The sequence below is a fragment of the Archangium violaceum genome (assembly GCF_016859125.1).
In the GTDB taxonomy this organism is placed as follows: domain Bacteria; phylum Myxococcota; class Myxococcia; order Myxococcales; family Myxococcaceae; genus Archangium; species Archangium violaceum_A.
This window is the reverse complement of record NZ_CP069338.1, coordinates 2,599,841-2,623,020: the sequence shown is the minus strand read 5'-3', so window position 1 is coordinate 2,623,020 and position 23,180 is coordinate 2,599,841. Positions and strand designations below refer to the sequence as shown.

At 67.6% G+C, this 23,180-nt stretch carries 16 protein-coding genes; 6 read left to right on the top strand and 10 right to left on the bottom strand.

What is annotated here, in order from left to right:
* Nucleotides 1–8: 8 nt before the first annotated feature.
* The gene (locus JQX13_RS11245; protein WP_203409022.1) at nucleotides 9–971 is read right to left on the bottom strand and encodes a hypothetical protein; all 963 of its coding nucleotides are present in this window, start codon (nucleotides 969–971) and stop codon (nucleotides 9–11) included.
* Nucleotides 972–1,460: 489 nt separating this feature from the next.
* Between JQX13_RS11245 and JQX13_RS11240 the strand changes: the two genes are divergently transcribed.
* The 3 genes from JQX13_RS11240 (at nucleotide 1,461) to JQX13_RS11230 (ending at nucleotide 8,876) form a co-directional block, all read left to right on the top strand.
* Complete coding sequence (locus JQX13_RS11240; protein WP_203409021.1) at nucleotides 1,461–2,360, top strand: fatty acid desaturase; 900 nt, start codon at nucleotides 1,461–1,463, stop codon at nucleotides 2,358–2,360.
* Between the two features lie 230 nt (nucleotides 2,361–2,590).
* Entirely contained in the window at nucleotides 2,591–3,457 is an 867-nt protein-coding gene (locus JQX13_RS11235; RefSeq protein WP_203409020.1) for a hypothetical protein, read from the top strand.
* Nucleotides 3,458–3,476: 19 nt separating this feature from the next.
* On the top strand, nucleotides 3,477–8,876 hold the full coding sequence (locus tag JQX13_RS11230; RefSeq protein ID WP_203409019.1) for an ATP-binding sensor histidine kinase: 5,400 nt from the start codon (nucleotides 3,477–3,479) through the stop codon (nucleotides 8,874–8,876).
* 12 nt (nucleotides 8,877–8,888) lie between these two features.
* On the opposite strand, the gene JQX13_RS11225 is transcribed toward JQX13_RS11230, so the two are convergent.
* The 5 genes from JQX13_RS11225 to JQX13_RS11205 form a co-directional block, all read right to left on the bottom strand.
* Nucleotides 8,889–9,266 carry a DUF3703 domain-containing protein gene (locus tag JQX13_RS11225; protein WP_203409018.1) on the bottom strand — a complete coding sequence of 126 codons (378 nt, stop codon included), beginning with the start codon at nucleotides 9,264–9,266 and terminating at the stop codon, nucleotides 8,889–8,891.
* A gap of 65 nt (nucleotides 9,267–9,331) precedes the next feature.
* On the bottom strand, nucleotides 9,332–10,111 hold the full coding sequence (locus JQX13_RS11220) for a helix-turn-helix transcriptional regulator (protein ID WP_203409017.1): 780 nt from the start codon (nucleotides 10,109–10,111) through the stop codon (nucleotides 9,332–9,334).
* Between the two features lie 74 nt (nucleotides 10,112–10,185).
* Nucleotides 10,186–10,521, bottom strand: coding sequence for a hypothetical protein (locus JQX13_RS11215; RefSeq protein ID WP_203409016.1), 336 nt, complete (start codon nucleotides 10,519–10,521; stop codon nucleotides 10,186–10,188).
* 91 nt (nucleotides 10,522–10,612) lie between these two features.
* Nucleotides 10,613–10,783, bottom strand: a complete 171-nt coding sequence (locus JQX13_RS11210; RefSeq protein WP_203409015.1) for a hypothetical protein — start codon at nucleotides 10,781–10,783, stop codon at nucleotides 10,613–10,615.
* A 41-nt stretch (nucleotides 10,784–10,824) separates the two neighbouring features.
* Nucleotides 10,825–11,598, bottom strand: a complete 774-nt coding sequence (locus JQX13_RS11205; protein WP_203409014.1) for a TetR/AcrR family transcriptional regulator — start codon at nucleotides 11,596–11,598, stop codon at nucleotides 10,825–10,827.
* A 91-nt stretch (nucleotides 11,599–11,689) separates the two neighbouring features.
* Between JQX13_RS11205 and JQX13_RS11200 the strand changes: the two genes are divergently transcribed.
* Both JQX13_RS11200 and JQX13_RS11195 read left to right on the top strand, forming a co-directional pair.
* Nucleotides 11,690–12,874, top strand: coding sequence for an epoxide hydrolase family protein (locus JQX13_RS11200; protein WP_203409013.1), 1,185 nt, complete (start codon nucleotides 11,690–11,692; stop codon nucleotides 12,872–12,874).
* 85 nt (nucleotides 12,875–12,959) lie between these two features.
* Nucleotides 12,960–15,098, top strand: a complete 2,139-nt coding sequence (locus JQX13_RS11195; RefSeq protein ID WP_239014687.1) for a prolyl oligopeptidase family serine peptidase — start codon at nucleotides 12,960–12,962, stop codon at nucleotides 15,096–15,098.
* A gap of 37 nt (nucleotides 15,099–15,135) precedes the next feature.
* Here JQX13_RS11195 and JQX13_RS11190 read toward each other — a convergent pair whose 3' ends face one another.
* The 3 genes from JQX13_RS11190 to JQX13_RS11180 form a co-directional block, all read right to left on the bottom strand.
* Complete coding sequence (locus JQX13_RS11190; RefSeq protein ID WP_203409012.1) at nucleotides 15,136–16,455, bottom strand: hypothetical protein; 1,320 nt, start codon at nucleotides 16,453–16,455, stop codon at nucleotides 15,136–15,138.
* Nucleotides 16,456–16,634: 179 nt separating this feature from the next.
* A complete protein-coding gene (locus JQX13_RS11185) occupies nucleotides 16,635–18,155 on the bottom strand; it encodes a hypothetical protein (protein ID WP_203409011.1) in 1,521 nt (506 codons plus the stop codon).
* A gap of 62 nt (nucleotides 18,156–18,217) precedes the next feature.
* Entirely contained in the window at nucleotides 18,218–19,087 is an 870-nt protein-coding gene (locus JQX13_RS11180) for a protein tyrosine phosphatase (protein ID WP_203411981.1), read from the bottom strand.
* 234 nt (nucleotides 19,088–19,321) lie between these two features.
* Here JQX13_RS11180 and JQX13_RS11175 point away from each other — a divergent pair, with 234 nt between their 5' ends.
* A complete protein-coding gene (locus tag JQX13_RS11175; protein WP_203409010.1) occupies nucleotides 19,322–20,659 on the top strand; it encodes a carboxypeptidase regulatory-like domain-containing protein in 1,338 nt (445 codons plus the stop codon).
* A gap of 63 nt (nucleotides 20,660–20,722) precedes the next feature.
* Here the strand turns inward: JQX13_RS11175 and JQX13_RS11170 are convergent, their stop codons facing one another.
* Nucleotides 20,723–23,092, bottom strand: coding sequence for a PepSY domain-containing protein (locus JQX13_RS11170; RefSeq protein ID WP_203409009.1), 2,370 nt, complete (start codon nucleotides 23,090–23,092; stop codon nucleotides 20,723–20,725).
* Between the last annotated feature and the right edge of the window lie 88 nt (nucleotides 23,093–23,180).

Here is a 23,180-nt window from a genome sequence, read left to right as displayed (position 1 = left end):
AGCGGTGATCAGCCTCGTTGTGGCTGGGCGACGACTGGCCTCTCACTTGGTAGGGGCTTGCGCTCTCCGAGGAGCTGGCAGAAGAGGAGCCGGAAACGCTTCGCCACATTGGAGGCACGGCGCATGTAGTTGAGGGAGTTGTAGTCGTCCACGGACTCCGCCGGCAGCAACCCGAGCGAAGGCGGGTGGTGGCTCATCGAGAAGCGCATCCGCACGCTGTCCTCGAACGGGAGGACCTCCTCGAGCGTCACGGTGCCCAGGTCCATGTGGGGATGGGTTGCCTCATCCCAGGCGACATTGCTGTTGAGGATCTCCGCGCTCTCCCCGGGCCGCGGCGTATGGAGCTGGATTTGGAGGTGATAGGTGACGGGGCCGCGCGAGAGCCGGTCGGCGAGCTCCTCCTTGAGGTAGTTCGGACTGCGACTCGGATCCGTCAAATCCTCGTCCCACAAGGTCTGGGTCGCGTTCGGAGGCATGAGCCCCGTCTCGGGCCCGCGATTCTCGGGGATGAGACGGTATTTGGCATACCGCAGCACCCCGTCCTTGCCCACGAAGCGCAGCGGGACCTGCGAGTGGTAGTAGAGCTGAGTGAAGGTACTCGGGTCCTTCCGGACTCCTTCCGCGGAGGCCAGCAGGCCGCGTGGATTGTCTTTGTAGTACTCCACGTAATCAAGCCCGTTCACCCGGGGGTTCTTCTTCGTCACGAACTCGATGAAGTTCCGCGCCGACCAGAACAGCGAGATGGTGCCGGTATTCATCTCGAGGTCCAGCGGGCTTTCGTAATCACTGTCCGCGAACTTCAGCGACGCGGCACGAACCTGGATGACGGTATCATCCGGATAGGACACCGACGCATGCCGCAGCCGGCAGGCGAACTCACGTCCGGGCTCGAAGAAGTCGTGGGCGGGGAAGGTGGGGTTCTCCGTGATGCGAATCCGCCCCCTCGCGGCGATACCGTTGTCATGGGACATCCGCTGGCGTCTCGCGGAGTACCACCCGACCACGAACCACGCATAAACATACGAGTAGCACCACAGCTGAAGGCGTTTGAGATGGGATGACATGTCTGAAATGACGCTCCGAGTGGATGTTCAACGACTCCCCAGACCACGCCCAACCAGGAGGACAGGCTGCAAGCCAGCGCCTCGAGGCGAGAGTCGACCGGAGGAATGGTGTACGCATGAGGCTCCCTCGCGGGCGGTCTCGGTCCCGGTTGATGAAGACTCTGCCTCCGCCGCGGCGTGGGCGCTGTGCGGCCATTCACAGGAGATTCGTGAATCAGGCCACATCACCGTCTGTGGAGTCGCGTAGGGTTCTACGCAGACCTGCCCGCATGCCTCACCCGGTGGGCGCCCGCTGCCTCGGAGCCCTGTAGTGGAAGCAGCGTCGCTCGGTAGGAGCCAGCAGGGTGTACGTCACTTGCCGCAATCCGTCAGTCGGGTGAGGGGGAGCTCGGTCCGATGCACCGCCTGAATGACGACGTCAACCACTCCGTGCTCCTCAAGGCGCCCCGCGTCGCCTGGGGGACCGTCTTGCTCTTCACCGGTCTGCTGGCGGCATGGAGCGGCGGTATGGCGGCGGGTCTGTGCGGAGGGCTCTCCACGCCCGCTGCCGTGGCGCTTTCGACGGCGGGCGCCTTCGCCGCGTTCACCGTCATGCACGACGCCTCGCACCACGCCGTCTCGCGCCTGCGTTGGCTCAACTCGCTGCTCGGCCACGCGAGTGCCAGCATCCTTCTGGTGCGCTTCGTCGGCTTCCAGAACGTCCACCGGCGCCATCACCGCTTCGCGGGAGACCCGCTCCGCGACCCGGATCGCTACAGCGGTGAGGGTCCCTGGTGGCAGCTCCCCCTTCGTTGGGCGACGGCGGACCTGCACTACTTCTTCGAGTACGAGCCTCGAGACGGCATCTCTCGGCGCGACAATCTGGAGTCCTGGCTGTCCGCCCTGGTCCTCGTGGCCGCCATCGCCGGGTTCCTGCTCACGGGCCACGCCATCGACTTCCTCGTCCACTGGCTGCTCCCGGCGCGCATCGCGCTGTTCCTCCTCACGTACAGCTTCGACTACGTGCCCCACCAGCGGCCCCACTGCCGCGCCACCTCCGAGAGTCCCTACCGGGCCTCGTTCATCATCGAGGGGCGTTTGGCCACGGTGTTGCTGCTATGTCAGAACTACCATCTCGTGCACCACCTCTATCCCGGGGTACCCTTCTACCGGTGCGCCCGAATCTGGCGGGCCAGGCGCGAGGAGTTGCTGGCACGGGGCGCGCGGCTCGTCTCGCTCTTCGAGCTCCCACGTCCTCCCGGTGCGAAGCCTCCCGTGTCCACGCCGCACGGTCGGACGGAGGCGAGCAGCCCATGAGGCGCGCGAGCGTCTCCACCGGCGGTGCCTGCCCGGCGTGCTGATGCCGCCCCGCCTGCCTGGCTTGCGACCTGCCTTCCAGCTTCCTTCTCGTCGTGAGTCATCCGGTGAACGTCCGGTACAGTGGACCCCATTGACATGTCACCTCCTTCGATCGGTTGCAGCTCCAGTATGGCGCGTACGGGTGGGGGTCGTTCGTTTTCGCCTGGTACTCCCTGAGACGCCAGCGGATGTCCCACGACAACGGTATGGCCGTGCGAGGGCGGCTCCGGGTGACGGAGAATCCCACCTTCCCCGCACACGACTTCTTCGAGCCCGGACGCGAGTTCGCGTGCCGGCTGCGGCACGCCTCGGTGTCCTATCCGAACGACACCGTCATCCTGGTTCGTGCCGCGTCGCTGAAGTTCGCGGACAGCGAGTATGAGAGCCCCTTGGACCTCGAGATGAATACCGGCACCATGTCGCTGTTCTGGTCGGCGAGGAGCTTCATGGAGTTCGTGACGAAGAAGAACCCCCGGGTGAAGGGGCTCGACTCCTGGACGTATTACGACAAGTACCCGCGCGGCCTGCTGGCCTCCGCGGATGGATGTCGTAAGGATCCGAACTCCTTCACGCAGCTCTACTACCACTCGCAGGTCCCGACGCGCTTCGTTACCCGGTGGAACGAGGATTTGACGGATCCGAGTCGCAGTCCGAACTACCTCAAGGAGGAGCTCGTCGAGCGGCTCTCGCGCGGCCCCGTCACCTATCATTTGCAAATCCAGGTCCATACGCCGCGGTCCGGGGAGAGCCCGGAGATCCTCAACAGCAATGTCGCCTGGGACGAGGCGACCCATCCTCATATGGACCTGGGCACCGTGACGCTCGAGGAGGTCCTCCCGTTCGAGGACGGCGTGCGGACGCGCTTCTCGGTGAGACACCACCCGCCTTCGCTCGGGTTGCTGCCGGCGGAATCCGTGGACGACTACAACTCCCTCAACTACATGCGCGGTGCGTCCGACATGGCGAAGAGCGCCCGGGTCCTCCTCTGCCGGCTCTTCGGAGTTCCCAAGCCCCTCGAGGACAAGCCGCCGGTCATCCAGCCACAGCCCAGCTAAGCCTCCCGGGGGGCAAGGAATGTTGACGAGAATCCTCGACTACGCAGTGGATCGCGAGCTGTTCCGCAGCCGCAACTCCTTCGTCTACCGGGCGCAGCATGTGGTGACGGGTGCGCGAGTCATCCTCAAGGTTCTCGCCGAGCCCTATCCGCCCGCCAGCCGGCTCGCCTGGTTCAAACGCGAGTACGAGCTGCTGCGGAGCATGGCGGTCCCCAACGTCATCCGGGCCCTCTCGTTGGAGAGCTACGAGAACCGGTGGCTCGTCGTCCTGGAGGACTTCGGTGGCGAGTCCATGGACCGACTGCTGAAGACGCGCCGCCTGTCCATCGCGGAGTTCCTCGCCCTCGCCAGTCAGATGGCCGAGGCGCTCAGTCAGGTGCATGCGCTCAACATCATGCACAAGGATGTCAATCCCTCGAACGTGGTGGTGAACCCGGCCACGCTCGAGGCGAAGCTCATCGACTTCGGCATCTCCGCCGTGCTCTCGCGAGAGGTCCCCGCTCTCCGCAGCCCCGAGGTACTGGAGGGAACGCTCGCGTATATCTCGCCCGAGCAGACGGGGAGGACGAATCGCGCCATCGACTACCGGACCGACCTGTACTCGATGGGCGTCACCTTCTACGAGATGCTGACGGGGCAGCTCCCCTTCGATGCGGACGACGCCATGGAGCTCGTCCATTGTCACCTCGCCAGGGTTCCGACGCCGCCCGATACCCTCCGGCCGGAGATCCCGGGGGTGCTGTCGGCGCTCGTCTTGAAGCTGATGGCCAAGAACGCCGAGGACCGCTACCTCTCCGCGGAGGGCGTCAAGGCGGACCTCGAGGAGTGCGCGCGGCAGTGGAGCGTGGCCCATCGCATCGAGCCGTTCCCTCTGGATCAGCGGCGGCTCGTCGCGCGCTTCGAGATTCCACAGAAGCTCTATGGCCGCGAGGAGGAGAGCGCGGTCCTGCTGAAGGCCGTCGAGCGGGTGTGCGAGGGAGGCCGGGAGCTGCTCCTGGTGTCGGGCTACTCGGGCATCGGCAAGTCCGCGCTCGTGCAGGAGAGCTACCACCCGCTGACGCGGCAGCGGGGCTACTTCATCTCGGGCAAGTTCGACCAGCTCCAGCGCGACATCCCCTATGCGTCGCTCGTGCAGTCCTTCCGCTCGCTCATCCGGCAGATTCTCTCGGAGAGCCCGGAGCGCATCGAGCGCTGGAAGCGGGAGCTCTCGGAGTCGCTCGGTCCGAACGCGGGCGTGCTCGTGGAGGTCCTCCCCGAGCTCCAGCTCATCCTCGGGGATGTCCCGCCCGTCCCCGAGCTGGGCCCCTCCGAGGCGCAGAACCGCTTCAACCTGGTGCTGAACCGCTTCATCGGGGCCTGCGCCAGCCGCGAGCATCCCCTCGTCCTCTTCCTGGACGACCTGCAGTGGGTGGACGCCGGCTCGCTGCGGCTCCTGCAACAGCTCATGCTGAGCCCGGGGCTGACGCACCTCTTCCTGATTGGCGCCTACCGGGATAACGAGGTGACACCGGGCCACCCACTCGCCCTGTCCGTGGCGGAGCTGCGCCGCGCCGGGGCCATCGTGAATGAGCTGGTGCTCCGCCCGCTCGACCTGCCCACCATCCAGGAGATGCTCCAGGACACGCTCGGCTGCTCGCTGGAGGCGGCGAAGCCGCTCGCGGAGCTGCTCCTGTCGAAGACGGATGGAAACCCCTTCTTCCTCAGGGAGTTCCTGAAGTCTCTGTACACGGAGCACCTCATCAGCCTGGCGCGAGGCCGCTCGAAGGCGGGCGGGAGCGTCTGGCAATGGGACCTGGCGCGGATTCGCGCTCGCAACATCACGGACAACGTGGTGGAGCTCCTGATGCAGACGCTGCGCGCGCTCGACGAGCGTACCCAGCGCGCGCTCATGCTCGCGGGCCTCATGGGCAACCAGTTCAACCTGGACTCGCTGGCCGTCGTCTGCCGCAAGTCCTCCCGGGAGACCGCGGCCGACCTCTGGCCCGCGCTGGCCCAGGGGCTCATCCTCGCCCAGGACAACAACTACAAGCTCGTCGCGGTGGACGTGGAAGGGCTGTTCCAGGAGCTCTCGGTCTCCTACAAGTTCGCCCACGACCGTATCCAGCAGGCGGCGTACTCCCTCATCGCGGAAGAGGAGCGCGCGTCGCTCCACTGGGAGATGGGCCAGCTCCTGCTGGAGCGGGGCCCCCCCGAGCTGCTGGAGAAGAACCTCTTCGACATCACCAACCACCTGAACGCGGGCAGGGCCCGCGCGCGTGGCGTGGAGGAAAGCGACGGGCTGGCGGAGCTGAATCTGAGGGCCTGTCGCAAGGCGAAGCACTCGGCGGCCTTCCAGGCGGCGAACGGCTATGCGCGGCTCGGAATCGAGCTCATGGGACCGGAGGGGCTCACGCGCCGTCGCGAGCTGGCGATGGCGCTCCTCGAGGAGGCCGCCGAGACGGCATACACCATCACCGACTTCGCCCAGATGGACCGATGGATCGGCACCGCCCTCTCCGCGGCCCGCGGTCCGCTCGAGGCCGCGAAGGTCCATGAAATCCGCATCCGGGCATTCAACGCGCAGCAGCGTCCGCTTGACGCCGCCGACACCGCCCTGCGCTACCTGCGGCAGCTCGGCATCCACTGCCCACCCAATCCCAGCAAGGCCTACCTGCTCTCCGAGATGCTCCGCACCCGGCTCCTGCTCGCCCGCAAGCGCATCGAGGACCTGGCGCGAATGCCGGAGATGACGGAGCGCGAGAAGGCGGTGGCGGTCCGCATCATCGCGACGGCGCACTCGTCCCTGTACGTGTCCTCGCCGCTGCTCCACGCAGTCATGACGCTCAAGCAGGTGCGGCTCGTCGCGACCTACGGGAACACCGAGTTCTCATCCGACGCCTACGGCTGCTACGGCCTGCTGCTGGGCGGCCTGCTCAACGACGTCCAGGGCGCGTATCAATACGGCCAGCTCGCGAACGAGCTCCTCTCCCGGCCCAGCTCGGCACCGATCCGCGCTCAGGGCAACCTGATGACCAATGCCTTCACCCGCCACTACGCCGAGCACCTCAGGGTCTGCGTCGAGAACCTGCACAAGGGCTATCAGGTGGGGCTCGATACCGGGGAGCTCGAGTACGCGTGCTACGACGCCTACGTCGCGTGCAAATACGCCTACGCCAGCGGGGAGAACCTCGAATCCCTCCGTGTCCAGTTCGACCAGTACGCGCAGGAGATGAAGCGGCACCGGCAGGACATCGCCTACAACTCACATGCGAGCACCCACCAGGCGGTCATCAACCTCGTCGAGCCGACGGAGGACCCCTGCGAGCTGCATGGGGAGGCCTGCGACGAGGAGACCATGATTCCGGCGCTGCGAGCGGCCAACGACCGGATGGCCCTGGCCCACGTGTACCTCAACAAGCAGGCCCTCGCGTACACCTTTGGCCAGTTCAAACGCTCCGTCGCCGCGGCGGAAGCCGCCGAGCAGTACCTCGACAGCGTGCTCAGCCAGGCGGACGTCCCCCGCTTCTACTTCTACGACTCGCTGGCCCGGCTCGCGCTCTTCCGGGAAGGCAATGAGCAGGAGCGGGCCGCGACGCTGCGGCGGGTGGCTCGTGGGCAGAAGCTGATGAAGAAGTGGGCGAAGTACGCGCCCATGAACTTCCAGCACAAGTACCTGCTCGTCGAGGCGGAGTTGCTGCGCCTGCGAGGCCGGGCGGCGGAGGCCCGGGAACTCTACGACCAATCCATCTCGCTGGCCCGCGACAACGGCTACGTCAACGAGCAGGCCCTGGCCTGCGAGGTCGCCAGCCGCTTCTACCTGGAGCGCCAGCAGGTCGACATCTCCGACCACTATCTGCATCAGGCGCACTACTCCTACGAGCTCTGGGGCGCGAAGACCAAGCTGCGCGCCATGGAGGCGGCCAGCCCGCGCTTGCTCTCCCAGGCAAGGTCCATGTCCCGGACCACCCGCCTCGGACTCTCCTCCAAGAGCACGACCACCGAGGAGAAGGCGCAAGAGGCGCTCGACCTCGCCTCGGTGCTCAAGGCCTCCCAGACGATCGCGAGCGAGGTGGTGCTCTCGGAGCTGCTCAAGCGGCTCACCCGCCTCCTCATCGAGAACGCGGGGGCCGAGTGGGGGGGGCTCCTCTTCGAGCGCAAGGGAGACTTCGTCATCGAGGCGGAGGGCCGCGCGGACCAGGAAGAGGTCACCGTGCTCCAGTCTCGCTCCACGCAGGCTCCTGACTCGGAGGCGCCCCGGGCCCCGCTCGCCATCCTGCGCTTCGCCGCCCGGACCCAGGAGCCCGTCGTGCTCGACGACGCGACGCGGGATGCGCGCTTCGCCTCGGACCCCTACATCCTCCAGCGCGCGCCCCGCTCCATCCTCTGCCTGCCCATCCTCAGTCAGGGGCGGCTCCTGGGGCTCATCTACCTGGAGAACAACCTCACCCCCGGGGCGTTCACACCCGAGCGGCAGGAGGTCCTGCGCCTGCTCTCCGCGCAGATCGCCATCTCCATCGAGAACGCCCAGCTCTACAACGAGCTGGAACGCAAGGTGGAGGAGCGGACCCTGGAGTTGAAGCAGAAGAACATCGATCTCCAATCCGCGCTCAAGCACCTGAAGGCCACGCAGGCGCAGCTCATCCAGCAGGAGAAGCTGGCCTCGCTCGGCCAGCTGACGGCCGGCGTCGCGCACGAAATCAAGAACCCGCTCAACTTCATCAACAACTTCGCCCAGAACACGTCGGAGCTGCTCGACGAGTTGACGAAGGAAGCCAGCCTCAACCCGCGCCTGACGGTCGCCGAGGTGGAGGACCTCCTCGCCGACCTGCGGATGAGTGCGAAGAAGATCTACGAGCACGGTCGGCGGGCGGATGGCATCGTCCGCTCCATGTTGGAGCACTCCCGGACGGGCCGGGGGGAGCGGAGCCTGAAGAACCTGAACGCCGTGGTGGAGGAGTACGTCAACCTCGTCCACCAGGGCTCGCACCTGTCGACGCTTGGCTTCGCCTGCCAGGTCGTCCGGGATTATGACCCGGGAGTCCTGGAGCTCGAGCTGGTGCCCCAGGAGATAGGTCGCGTGCTCATGAACCTGCTGAACAACGCCTTCCATGCCGTGGGCGAGCGGCGCAAGCAGGACAAGAACCATGTACCCCAGGTGACGGTTCGCACCCGGAATCTGGGCCAGACCTTCGAGATCCGGGTCGAGGACAACGGGATGGGCATCCCCGCGCAGGTGCGGCAGCGCATCTTCGAACCGTTCTTCACGACGAAGCCCCCAGGGCAGGGGACGGGGCTCGGGCTCTCGTTCAGCTACGAGATCATCACCCAGGCGTATGGCGGAACACTGGAGGAGCAGGGCCAGGAGGGTCAGGGAGCGACGTTCATCGTCCGGTTGCCCGTGAGGATGCCTGGAACCGTCCCAGCGGTAGCGGAGGGCTGATGACGGACCGGGTCACTCTCGCGAGTGAAGCGGCGGGTTCCCGCTCGCTTCGAGAAGGACTCGCAGGTCCTCGGGAATCGGCATGGGGGTGAGAATGCCCACGTTGGCGCCCCCCGTGTTGCCGAGCGGTGCCCGGCCGAGCCACGAGCCGGGCCCGGCCACCAGGATTCTCGCGAGCTGTCCGAGCAGCTCGCGCACGTCCCGGCGCCGCCACCCGAAACCAAACATGAGGCAATGCACCCGGATGTGGGGCCCGGCATACGCCTGGCTCAGGATGTGGGCCCGCTCCAGGTGGCGCCAGGCGCGTGGCAACCCACCGTCCCGTTCCGCCTCGGCGGCCTGGCGCAACTCGGCCTCGAAAGCGGCGCGCAGCTTCGACTCCATCGGCATGACTTCCCTCCACCGTGATGGCGCCACCTTCTCGCGAGGGGGATGCGCGCGCTTGTAAGAACTCGCTATTCCGTGGGGGGAAGGACCCACTCGACCACGCCGGCGATCTCCGAGGGGGACAGCCCGAACATTCGGCGAAAGGTGTGGCTCAGATGCGCACTGTCGGTGAAGCCCGCCGCATGCGCCGCGGTGGTGAGGGGCGCTCCCCTTCGCAGGGACTCGGCGGCGCGGTGAAGCCTCAGCCACAGGATGTAGGGCCGGAGCGGGAGGCCCACCTCGGCACTGAAGAGATGGGAGAGCCGGCTGGCGGAGAGCCCCACCCGAGCGGCGAGCGCCTCGAGGCTCACGTCCTCCTCGAGCATCTCTGGCAGGAGGCGCAGCAGTCGCTTCACCGCCGGGTGGGCGGGTCGCGGGCCCGCCGTGTTCACCTGGAGGACGCGGATCATCTCCTGCGCGAGCGCCTCGGCCTCGTGCCAGTGGCGCGGGAGTGCCCGTGGGGCAAGCGACTCGAGTCGTGCCCCCGCCCGCTGCCAGTCGGCCACGGAGTCCCTGGCCAGGCCGAGCGTCCGGAGGTTTCGCCCGACGAGGTCATCGGGGGAGACGTGCAGCAGCACCGCGGCGCTGGCCGCACCGACCACCGCATGCCCGACATCCGGCGGGATGACGGCCGCCCCACACGCCCTGACCTGCTGGCGGGAGTCACCCAGCGCGACCGGCTCACCGAGCGAGAGCAGGAACTGGAAGCTGTGGTGGGCATGCAGCCGCGTCTCGCCCAGGGGCCCCGCGTAGAGCAGGCGCCCGGGCCCGAAGAAGAGATGCCCTCTCCACGTGGGGGTCGCGGCCACGTACGTCTCGCGGTGAAGGTGTCAACCGACTCGCAGGGAGGGAATTGACACCTTCTACCTACGGGGAGGGGCGTCTAGCAGGCGCTGCAGCCGTTGTTCTGCCAGCTCCCGCACGAATAGCTGCCGCTCGTGGTGGTGCAGCAGTAGCGCTTGCGGACGGTGTTGCCAGGGTAGGCGAGGGCGGAGACCTCCCCCGGGGTGGCGCTGGCGGGGATCGAGCATGAGCCACAGCTGCCATAGCTGTACTCGTAATCACAGAAGGCCTGGCTGGTCGGCCCTCCGGTGTCCGACGTCTCCTGCCCGGCCTCGGTGCCAGGAGCGGGTGCCTCGGTGGACCCCTCCTCGATGGGCCCTCCACAGGCTCCCGTCAGCAGAAACAGTCCGACCAGGCAATGACGCAGGTTCTTCATTTTCAACCTCCAGGTGGGTGATGCGGATGGGAACAAATCATGAGGGTACACGGGTGCCACGGCGAAAATGAAAATCGCTCGATGAGACGGCTCACTTCGGAGTGGCACGCACCGCCTCGTAGCGCATGTGCATCTCCTTCTCGGGGTGGTGCAGCAGGGTGGCATGAGAGCGGGGCTGACCGAGGTAGCCCCGCTCTCCCCAGACATCCTTCCGGGGCACCGGCCCCATGAGCTCGGGAGGAAGCGGGTGGGTCTCCTTCAAGAGGGGACAATCGGGGTTGGCCGCCGCATGCTAGATGGGTCCTAGCGCGGGCCCCGAGTGCGTGCCTGGATGAACACCTCGAGTCCATCCAGGACGCGCTGCAAGCCGAACTCGAAGGCGTGCGCGGGGTGGGTCGCGGCCCCGTACTCCGCCCCCGCCGCCGACCCCACCCGGGCCGCGGTGGGGTAGCGCTGGAGATCCAGGACCTTCTCCAACAGCGGAGCGTGCGCCGCCCACCACTGCTCGTCGCTCATGCCGGTGTGCCGCTCGGCTTGCGCTGCCTCCACCGAGCGGCGCGCCGCCCCCTCGACGTGCCCCGCCACCAGGCTCACCACCGAGTCCATCTCCACGTCGGTCAAGCCAATCCCGTCCACCGCGCGCAACTCGTGCTCATACCGGGCGATGAGGTTCGGCCCCATCACGGGCCGGCTCTTCGCGATGTGCAGCATCCAGGGATGCCGATGGTAGAGCGCCCAGTTCTCCCGGGCGATCTTCTCCAGCCGCGCCCGCCAGCCCCCGGACACATCCTCGCTCCGGGGAAGCTCGCCGTAGGCCCGATCCAGCATGACGTCGATCAGCTCCGCCTTGCTCGGTACGTACGTGTACAGCGACATGGGGGCCACCTTCAGCGCGTCCGCCACCCGTCGCATGGACAGCGCCCCCAGCCCCTCCGCGTCCGCCAGCGCGATCGCCTCCTGGACGATCTGTTCCACCGTCAGCCGGGGCTTCGGCCCCCGCTTCCCACGCTCCTGGAGCCCCCACAGCAACTCGATGCTCCGCTGGGGATCCCCACTGCCGCTGTACTCGGTCGTCACCCCGTCATTCTTCCCACAAGCGGAAATGCTGTACGTCGTACGTTGTTATGGAGTATAGATTCCGTACGCCGTACAGAGTGGAGGAGTCCACATGCGTTCGATCCGGGAAGAGAGCCGTGAGAGCCGACCCTTTCGCATCGATATTCCCCAAGCGGAGCTGGACGAGCTGCGCGAACGGCTGGGCCGTACCCGCTGGCCGGACGAACTGCCCGGGGCGGACTGGCGCTACGGCGCGTCCCTGGGCTACCTGAAGGAGCTGGCCGAGTACTGGCGCACCTCCTACGACTGGCGCGCCCACGAGGCCACGCTCAACAGCCACCCGCAGTTCATCACGCGCATCGACGGGCAGGACATCCACTTCCTGCACGTGCGCTCGCCCGAGCCCCACGCGCTGCCGTTGCTCCTCACCCACGGCTGGCCCAGCTCGATCGTCGAGTACCTCGACGTCATCGGCCCGCTCACGAACCCTCGCGCCCACGGCGGCGATCCCGCCGATGCCTTCCACCTGATCATCCCCTCGCTTCCGGGCTACGGGTTCTCCGGTCCCACCCACGAGGCGGGCTGGGGCGCGCGGCGCATCGCCCGGGCCTGGGCCGAGCTGATGCACCGGCTCGGCTACGAACGCTACGGCGCCCAGGGCGGGGACTGGGGCACATGGATCTCCCGCGAGCTCGGTCTGCTCGTGCCCGACCGGGTCGTGGGCGTGCACACCAACGGGCTCATCACCTTCCCGGTGGGGGCGCCCGGCGAGATGGAGGGTCTGAGCGACGCCGATCAGGCCCGCCTGGCCTTCGCGGACCACTACCAACGTGAGTTGTATGGCTACAAGAAGATCCAATCCACACGGCCCCAGACGCTGGCCTATGGTCTGACGGACTCTCCCGTGGGCCAGCTGGCATGGATCATCGGAGTGTTCAAGGAGTGGACCGATTGCACCCACTCACCCGAGGACGCCATCAGCCGCGACCGCCTGCTCACCAACGTCATGGTGTACTGGCTCACCCAGACGGCCCACTCCTCGTCCCGTTCCTTCGTCGAGACCCCGGATTCTCCCGAGCAGGCGGATCTCCCGGAGGACGTGAAGCCGACGTCGGTGCCCACCGGCGTGGCGTCCTTCCCCCGTGACATCCTGCGGCCCATCCGCCGCTTCGCCGAACGCGACCACACGAACATCATTCATTGGAAGGAGTTCGACCGGGGCGGCACCTTCGCCGCCCTGGAGGAGCCCGACCTCTTCATCGGCGATGTGCGGGAGTTCTTCCGCCGCGTGCGCTGATTCGTCATGGGCAAGGGCCCGCCTTGCTCCTACAGCTCGACCTTCCCTCCGTGCCTCTGGAGATTCCTGCGTGGGGGGGAGCGGGATGAACGTGCTGGGCTTCCTCGGTGCGGTGTCGGAGGAGCTCCTGATGAAGAACCTGAACCGGACCCTGGAATTTCCCACGACGCGACGCGAGCCGGAGAGCGGCTACACGCTGCACGGCAGGCGGTTCGATGATCCCTACGCATGGATGGAGCGGCTCGGCGCCGCGGAGACCCAGGCGTGGATTTCGGCGCAGGAAGCCGTCACGCACTCCGTGCTGCGCGCGGTGCCGGGGCGCGATGGGCTGCGGGCAGCGGTCGCTCGCTCGGCACGCTATGCGCGGCGCTCGCCGCCGATTCACGCCGGTCCGCACGGACGCGAATTTCTCTGGCAGGCGGACGCCCGTGACGACAAGCTCAAGTTCATGCTCCGGCGCGGCGAGGGCGCGCCGCTCGAGACGCTGCTCGACCCCAACACCTGGGCGAGCAACGAGGCATTGGTCTTCGCCGTGCCGTCACCCGACGGTACGCGGGTCGCGTTCGGGAAGGCCGTTGGCGGCTCCCATGGCGCGGTGATCCACGTGCTCGACGTCGAGACGGGGCGGCTGCTTCCCGACCGGCCCCGAGGTACGAGTCACGCGTCGCTGGCCTGGCGACCCGACGGGTCGGGGTTCTTCTACGCGGCGTGTCCCGAGCCGGGCGAGGTGCCCGCGGGCGACGAGGCGCACTGGAACGCCATCTACGAGCACCGGCTCGGGTCGGGCGTGCCGGCCCGCCGCGTCTTCGGCGATGACCAGGAGAAGGAATACTGGTGCTCCGTGAAGCTCAGCGAGTGCGGCCGCTTCGCCGTGCTCTACAAGTGGGACTATGTGCACGCCAACGTCGTCTACCTGCTGCGGCTCGCGGACGACGCGTTCGTGCCCGTGGCTCCCGCCATGCGGTCTCTCAACCAGGTGCAGGTGATTGGCGATTCGCTGCTCATCCATACCGACCTCGATGCGCCGCGCGGCCGTCTCTGCGTCGCTCCGCTGACGGCACCGACGGAGTGGCGGACGCTCATCCCCGAGAGCTCGGACACGCTGCAGACGGTCGCTGGTGTCGGCGGCCGGCTCTACGCCGTCTACTCGCATGCGGCGTCTCATCGCGTGCGCATCCACGCCGAGGATGGCACCTACCTCCGCGACCTCGTGTTGCCAGCCCTCGGCTCGGTGAATCGCAACGAGGGGGAAGGCATCGTCAGCGGCATCAGCGGCGCCTGGCGCGGCGACGAGGTGTGGGTGAACTTCATGTCGTTCGTGCAGGCCCCCTCGGTCTATCGGTATGACTACGCGACGGATCGCCTGTCGCCGTACCACGTCCCCGACGTCGGGCTCGACGCATCCGAGTATGTGACGGACCAGGTCTGGTACGAGTCGCCCGACGGTACGCGGGTGTCGATGTTCATCATCCACCGGAAGGACCTGCCTCGCGACGGGCGCCAGCCCGTGCGTCTGAGCGGCTACGGGGGCTTCAACATCTCGGTGGAGCCGCGCTTCACGGCGCTCCATGCCGCATGGCTGAAGCTGGGCGGCGTGCTCGCCTTCGCCAACGTGCGAGGCGGCGGCGAATATGGCCGTGCCTGGCACGAGGCGGCATGCAAGACGCGGCGGCAGAACGCCTTCGACGACTACATCGCGGCGGCACGCTGGCTCGTCTCGGCGGGCTACACGACGCCCTCCAGGCTCGCCTCACGCGGCAACAGCAACGGCGGTCTGCTCGTCGCAGTCACCGCCATGCAAGCGCCCGAGGCCTTCGGGGCCGTCTTCTGCCGCGCGCCCACCCTCGACATGTTGCGCTTTCCGCGCTTCGGCTTCATGAGCTCGGCGGTCGTCGAATACGGCTCGCCCGAAGATCCCATCGAGGGCCCGTATCTCGCCGGGTATTCGCCCTATCACAACGTTCGAGCCGATCGCCGCTATCCCGTGATGCTCTTCGCGTCGGCGTTGAACGACCGGATCGCGCCGCCGCATGATCCGCTCAAGATGGTCGCCAGGCTCCAGGCGGAAGGCACGCGGGGTGGACCCTATTTCCTGCTGCCGCTCCGGGATTCGGGACACGGCGGCGGCACCACGCTGACGGCGCTCGTCGAACAAGACGTCGACGAGCTGAGCTTCTACTGCTGGGCGCTCGACGTCGCACCGCTCATGCCGGGTGAGATGTAGGGTTTCCGCGGACGCAATCGGCTCCGCATGCCGAGGCTCAACGCTGGGCCTGGATCGTCTGAACGCTCCTGCTACCGCCTCGCGACAAGGGAGCCACGGTCTCCACCTGCAGCACGCGGCGCGCCTCGCTTTCGATCCACAGGGTGATCTTCCGCGGCGCCTTCTCCAATTCCTTCTCCCCGGTGGACTCGAGCAGCTCGAGCTTGTAGCTCGCGACGTCCTTCTTCAGGCTCGCGAGACCCGTGACCGGGCCGGCGAAGGGAACGGAGACCCGCCAGGTGGAGAAGGGCTTTCCAGCAGCCATTTCCCCCGGGTCGAGCACCCGGACGCTCCCGGTGAAGCCCGGCGCCAGGGGAAGCGTGGAGAGGGCAAGCTCCAGCGGAGCGCCCGGGAACAAGAGCGGCGTGTCTCCCACGTGCTGGTTGAACTTCACCGCGCCGGCGCCCTTTCCCTCTCCGCGCAGGAAACCGTCGATGACCTCCAGCCGCGTCGAGGCACCGGGAGACCGGCTCACCCATCGGTAGGGCAGCAAGGTCTTCGCATCGAGCCAGAAGCGGTGCTCGAACTTCCCCGCCTGGGTGCGGCCCGTCTCGGTGATGATGAGCGCGTCACGCTTCTTGTCGCGCTTGCGCTGGATGATGCGTTTGGCCGTCCCCACGGAGAAGCTCCAGGGCATTCCCTCTCCGGGGAGCTTCTCCTGGATGCTCTGGTACTGGAGCACGCCCGGCTTGAGCAGCGAGGCCTGCATCCGCGCGGTGAGGGACGGCGGAGAGGGCTCGGGCTGGACCGAAGCGGAGGACGCCTGCTCCGGCTGGGGTGGAGTGGGTTGGGGCTCCGAAGCCGCGTGCGCGACGGCCGCTGCGTTCCCCGGTTGGCCCTCCACGCGAAAGGTGTTCATGAAGTGCTGGATGGCGTCCTCGGAGGGGAGCGTTTCACCGCCCACTTCGATGGTGATGAGTCGCGTGCCGATGAGCACCAACCGCCCCACTGCCCGATAGACCGAGTCGTCGGTGGACTCGAAGCGGTAGTCGAGCGCGGGGTGGTCGCCGACGTGTGTGGCCTCCTGGCGGACGATCCGGAAGTTTCCGTTCTCCGCACTCGTGGCCAGCGCCTTCTGGAGGGACTCGGCGGGCGGCTCCGAGGACTCGACCTTCGAGAGCGACGTGCTCAGGATCCACCCCTCCGAGGGGTACACATAGTGGCAGCCCGGCTCGTCCGCGTTCGCGTCGCATGTTGGCTCCGCGGGAAACTCGATGCTGAACAGCCCGTCCGCGGGCTTCACCCGCTGGGGCGAGCCCTCGGGGGAGGGCTCGGCGGCCGAGGACCCGCCGCACAGCAGCGAGAAGCCTAACGACATACACAGGGAAGCGACGACTCGCCGTGAAAAGAAGAGCATGAGGGCGGGGTGTACCACGGTGACCATTCCTGGACCGTGGCAATCCCCTCCGCTCCGAGCGTCGCGGTGTAGGTGCCCTTGGCGGTCGCCCGGGCCCAGGTGGCCTGGGACTCGTTCCACTCGCGGCCCGCGGCGTCGGGCTACTTCGGTTGTACGGGTGCCACCGCGGGGGTCCATTGGAGGGGTCCAATGGGCGCCTCCCGGCCCCCCAGGCTCCCGGTGCGCAGCGTGCGTCCCTGGGTGTCGAGGATGTCGATGTTGTCCTCGACCTTCCCGAGGAGCTGTCCGGTGCTCAGGTCCACCAGCGCGCCCTGGATGTAGACGAGGTTCCCCGCGGTCGTGATTCCGTATCCCTCCACCGGGCCGAGCTCCCGCGTCTCTCCGGTGGCGACGTCCATGAACCACAGCCGCCTGGTGGAGTCGGCCTCGGAGGCCTGGACCACCAGGGCGCGAGTTCCATCGGTGTAGTTCACCTCTCCCGGCATGGGCACCGGATGCACGGTGCGCGTCTCCAGGTCCACGATGCTCTGGTTCCGGGCCGGGGGCATGGGAGTGACAGGGTACAGACGGGTGGGCTCCGAGGAGAGCTTGTTTCGCCGGCGGGGGGGCTCGACGGACAGGCCGAGGGGCTGGTGCACCCGGGCGCCGTGCAGCTCGAGCGCGTTGCCCTGTGCGGTGCAGGTCACCAGGAGTTGTTGATGCTCGAGGTCCACGTGGACGATCTGAGCGCCGCAGCTCGCGGGCACCCACTCGGTGCGCTGGCCCGAGGCGTCCTCGACGAACAGCTCGCCCTGCTCGCCCCGGCGGAGCCCCAGGTCGCCCACGGGCAGGAGCATGTCATCCGCCGGCACGAGCGGGCCTCCGCTCACCCGGGTCAGGGCGAAGGAGGGCTTGTCTCCGGTGTAGCCGTACTGTCCATACGAGAGGATGGGACCCCGGCAGCCCCGGGGCGCGAGCGTGGTCTTCACGATGGGCCAGGTCAGCTGTCCATCGCCATTGGTGTCCTCCGTGAGCACACCGAACATCGCCCATCTGCCCTCGGGAGCGAGCGAGGCCTCGCCCAGCACACCGGGCCCGTGCCGCACCTCCTGTCGACTCCCATCCGCCAGGTTGATGAGGACGGCCGAGGCCTTCTTGTCGAGCCCGGTCAGCGTTACCAGGAGCAGGTGCTTGCCATCCCGAGAAAAGGACACGGGCAGGGCGGAGAGGGGCGCTTTGCTCTCGGGGAAGGTGCCCGGCGCGGCCAGCTCGGTGTCGGCGTGCGTGTACGTGTCGAGCAGCCGGAGCGAACCCCCGCGGACCACCACGAGGTAGCGGTCGGTGGGGTCCGCCGTGAGGAAGTCGTCGAGCTGCTCGCCTTCGCCCGGGTCGAGGAACAGGTAGGGCACGAGTGCGTCACCGCGGGTGCCCCCGTGCTGGCCGTAGCGGACCTCGAGCTTTCCGTCACCATTCGTGTCCTCGCGTGCCTGGCAGGCGAGCACCCATCGCCCATCCCTGGCGGCGGTCTGGAGGACGATGGGGTGGGGCGTACCGATGGGCCCCGCCTCGCGTTGAAGACCGGTCGGGGGCGCCGTCGGCTCGGGAGCCGGGGCGGTCGAGGCTCTCTGCGCCGCGCAGGCGGGCAGGAGAAGGGCGGAAGTGAGCAGCGCGCGGAAGTTCATGGGAGTGGGACGTTGATGGAGGAGGTGTCTCGCACGCAAGCCTTCACGGGCCGCAGAGGGGGTCAAAGGCCTCGTTCCGATAGCGGCCATTGCGTCCAGGAGAGGGGGCGGCCCCCCGGGTTCGCGCGGGCGTAGTCGTGGAAGCGCGTGAGCAGGTCGAGCCGTTCGGGGGCGAAGGCCGCCTTGTAGCTGTCCGGGGGCGGCCTCTTGCGCAGGTCGTAATCGTTGAACTGTTGCTGGCGCTCGAGGATGGCCTCGAGCGGCAGGTGCTCCGCGTTCCAGAGCAGCTCCAGGAGCGTCAGGAAGAAGGACGTGCGGCCCTTGCCCCCCCGGCAGTGAAAATGCAGGTGCGTTTCGCCCCGCAGGTCCCGGATGAAGTGGATGAAGCGGTCGATGACCGCATCATCGGGGCGCAGGTGGTCGGTGACGGGAAGGCGCAGGTAGTGTCCCTCGGGCAGGCCCAGCGCTTCCTGTTCCGTCCGAACGTGCTCCGGTGTCCACTCGGTGAAGTGAGGTCCGCGGCCCTCCTTGAGCGCGCGGGCATCCCCCACCCAGACGGTCTCCGCGCGTGACAGGAGCCGCAACCGCAGCTCCTCGAGCTGAAGCACCTCGTCCTTAGCGAGCCCGACACATCCCCAGTTGTGCCGGGCGTACCAACTGACCGCCGCTCCGTCGAGGAAGCCATGGGACTCCTGGCGCAAATCGAGCACGTAGAGGCTCTCGGGGGCCGGGCGGCCGAGCCGTTCCTGGATGTCGTCCCAGCCCGCCAGGGAGAACTGGGCGCTGCCCGAGCAGGAGTGGGGACCGTACGTTCCGCCCCTCCGTGAGGACTCGAAGCCCGCGCTCATGCGGAAGCGGCGGGCCTGGGGCTCGTCGGAGTCGAGCACGAGCGGGGCGAAGGAGGCATCGGGAGCCAGGGGCGGCAGAAGCATCACGGCAACATAACTTCCCTTGGAAGGCCCCGCGTCCGAGCTTGACGTTGAGGTTTCCCCCTCGCGTGCGCACCGCCAGGGCGCGCCTCTATCCGATAGTGGACATTTACCGGGAGTGATTGACATACGCGGAGTGTGGGTTGTTCTTCTTTTCACTAGCTTGAAGTCGCTGTGTCGGAGCCCTGTCTGTCTTTGGCGCCGGCGCACATCACTCGCACCCCAGGAGGTCGTGTCATGACAGCGATGAAGAGGTGGTGGCTCGCGATGCTGGCTCCGGCGATGCTTTCGCTTGGCTGCCTCGAAGGAGCTGACGCTCGGTCCTCCGGGCCCGTGTCCGAGGAGCTCCGCGAGGGAGAGGCGGCCCTGGCCTCGGCGGTCTTCACCGGCACGGTGAAGGACGCCTACGGCAAGCCCATTCCCGGCGCCACCGTCACCCTCAACGGCGTCAACCGCACCACCGACTCCTCCGGCAAGTATTTCGTCTCCGTGACGGCCGCGTCCGAGGGCTACATCCTCAACGTGAACAAGGCGGGTTATGGGCCGGTGACGGAGTTCCTGAGCGCGGGCAAGCTCAACGCCGTCCATGTCCTGCCGCAGGCTACGGTGCGGCAGATCAACCCGACGGTGAACAGCGTCATCGAGACGGCGGACGTCCAGATCTCCATTCCGGCCAACTCGCTGGTCAACGCCGCCGGCCAGCCGGTGACGGACACGGTGCTCGTCTCCGTCGCGACCTATGCCCCGCTCAGCATGCCGGGTGACTTCACCGCGGTGAACGCGAGCGGCAAGACGGTCGCCCTGGAGTCCATCGGCGCCTTCTTCGTCGGAGCGACGGACAGCAAGGGAGGCGCGGTGAACCTCGGGCAGAACAAGACGGCCCAGGTCTTCCTCCGCGTCCCCGCGCAGGTGAAGACCATGCCGGCCTGTGTCCTCGAGAAGAAGTGCCGCGCCGCCATGTGGCGGTTCGACAACACGACGAATCGCTGGGTCGAGCAGAACGCCAACTTCAACCCCACCTCCACGGGCACCAACTTCACCCTCATCGGAGGCCCGGCCTCCCGGCCCGGCAACCTCGTCCCCACCAACGGCGGGCTCGGCACGTGGAACGCGGACATCGAGAAGACGGCCCCCGCCTGCACCATCGTCCAGTTCGTGGGCTTCGACGAGTCCTGCTACAACCCGAGCGGCTCACCGACGCCGCCGGGCATCACCGTCAACCTGCAGCTCATGAACGCCGCGGGTACGTACCTCACCAGGACGGACACCGTGCAGTCGGACGCGCTGTTCATCGCCCTCTACAACACGCGGGCGAACGTGGAGCAGGAGGTGGGCATCACCTTCCCGCCCGGCGCGCCCGAAAGCTGCGCCAACATGACCATCACCTCCACGCCCGATGCGGTCGGCGGCTATCCCGTCTACACGCCCTCGGGAGGCTTCACCCGGTTCGATTCGGGCGCGCCGTGGGGTGGCGTCGGCTTCCCGAAGGACTCCATGGGCAACAACATCGACCTGTCGGATGTCCTCGTGGGCGACTTCCCGTGCAATTCGCAGGTGACGTTCCAGCACCTCTAGCGACGTGAGGTACCGGCGCGACCGCGCGTGAGAGTCGCGGTCGCGCCGACGAGGTTCTTCAGGTCAGAGCGCCGTCGCGCAGGTGCAGGTGCTGGCGGCGCCGTAGCAGGCGCTCGAGGACGCGGGGACGATGGAGTAGCAGTACTGCCGGCCGCTCATCACCTCGCCGTCCGTGTAGCTCGTGCCCGTGACGGTGGCGGTGCGCACCTTGCCGTAGCTGCACGCGGCGAAGCCCTCGGACTTCATCACCCAGTACTCGCTGGCCCCGGCGACGGAGCCCCAGTTCACGGAGACCTGGCCGGTTCCCGCGGTCACGGTGATCGTCGGAGCGGCGGTGGGGCCGGCGGCACAGCCGCTGTTCACCGGCGCCGGCGTGGTGCAGGCGATGTTGTGCCGGTTGAAGGCGGCGTGGATGGCCGTCATGTGCGGCGTGCCATCGTTGAGGTTGCCGTTGTCGTCATCCGCGGCCAGCCACTGCTTGTAGCCATGGGTGGCGGCGCAGCCGTCCGAGGTGCCGGCGCTGCAGCTGCACGCGTGCCAGGCGCCGACGTTGCCGCTGCCCTGGTAGAAGATCTTGTTGCCGATGATCTGCGCCGTGTTGGCGTCGAGGTTGAAGGGCGCGGCCCTCAAGTCCCGGGCGATGAGGTCCCACGCCGCCTGGCGGACGGGAGAGGCCGCGCAGTGCACCTGCTTGCCGCAGGGGCCCGTGCCGGAGGTGCAGCGGCTGCAGACGAAGTTCTGGGGCGTGGCGGGCGTGGCGTTGGCATGGGCTCCCCAGTCCGCGTCGCGCACGCCCGAGCAGCGGGTGGTGCACCAGGCGGCGCCCGTCTGGGCCTCGTTCACGTTGTAGCCCGTGCCGTCCGGCGTCATGCCGCAGCCGTCGTCGACGGTCTGGAAGAAGCCATAGCCCACGCACGAGGACGGCAGGCGGTAGATGGCCGCGATGTCCGCGTAGGCCTCGCTGGAGTTGCTCATCACCCCCGCGGCGTCGTTGTCATCCAGGCCGTGGCCCCACTCGTGGTCGAACACGGCGGCGAGCTCTCCCGTGTTCCGGCAGCCGCCGCCGCTCCGGTAGAAGTTGACCGACGACCCATTCCAGAACGCGTTGCAGGTGCTGACGATGTTCACGTTGGCGGTGAGTTGGCTCTTGAGCCACACGTTGTTGGGGAGCCAGCCACGCGCCACCTCGGCGATGCGGTTCAGCTCATAGAAGGAGCTCCGTGCCGCGGCCGTGTTTCCAGCGGAGGTGCCCGCCGGCACCGTGCAGTCATGGTCGTTGTTGGCGCCCGCCAGGTTGATGGAGCCCGAGGCGGAGGCGTTGACGGCGCCGCACTTGTCGCTCACCCGGATGTACTTTCCATTGAGGGCCGTGGTGGCGGTGCCGGAGGTGTAGTCGAAGATGCCCGCGCCGTCGGTGTAGTTGTTCGGCGACGCGAGGCCCGTGTTGGCCCACGGCATGGGCGTGTTGGAGAACATCGACCCGCACGTGGCGGTGGCGGTGCAGCTTCCGGTGTTGGTCAGCGGGTAGACGCCGCCGCGGATGTTCTGGTCGAGGTAGTGGTTGTCGTCCTCCAGCGCGAGCACCTCGCCGTTGGTGGCGTCGACCGTCACCTTCCACTGCTCCCGCTCGTCGGGGTTCTGGAAGCCGTACGTCCACACGAGCTGGTGGCCCTGTCCCCTCCCGAAGCGCGCGTCCTTCCGGGCCACGGGAGCGATCTCCAGCGTCGGCGCCAGCCACTGCTCGGGAGGACTCTCGTAGAGGCCGAGTTGCTCGTTGCCCGTCACCACCGCGCCGTCCGCGGACACGAAGGGGAGGGGAGCGATGTCGACGTTGCTCCAGTTCTCTGTGCCCAGGAGGATGAGGTTGCCGTGGCTGATGGTGGCGGCCAGCCGCCCATGGCGGACGGGGATGCCCTTGAATTGTTGGGGAATGGAGACCTGCCACAGGTGCTCCGTCACCTGCGTCACGCGGGGCTCTCCGAGCTGCTCCAGGTCCACGCCAATGGCCTCGTGGTTGGCCCGGATGAACGCGAGGAGCAGGTCGGCCACCACGGCCTCGTCCACCTTGCTGACGGAGCGTCCGAGCTGCTGCCTCAGGCCGGAGAGCGTGAGCGTGTTGTCCACGCCGTCTCCGGGGATGAGGGGGATGGCGCCCTGGATGTTGGTGGCCGCGCCGGTGATGCTGTCCACGTAGACCTCGAACGCGCGGCCATTGCGCGCGAAGAAGTCGTCCCAGGCCCTCTCGCTCTCACGGCTCATGCGGGGCAGGGCGTCCCGGAGCGGAACATGGCCGCTGGGGAGGGACAGCTCCGGCTTGAAGAAGGCCCGGCTCGCCAGTGAGCTGGACGTGCGGGGCCTGGGTGGATCGATGGCCCAGGCCTGGGACGTCAGCAGCAATGAGAGACAAACGGCTGGTTTCAGCAGTCGTCGCATGGGTGCTCCTTCGCGGGAGGGATTGCGGGAGTGGGGACTTCGGATGTCTGGGGGCAACTCCGAAATACCCGACTTGAGTTATATTCCG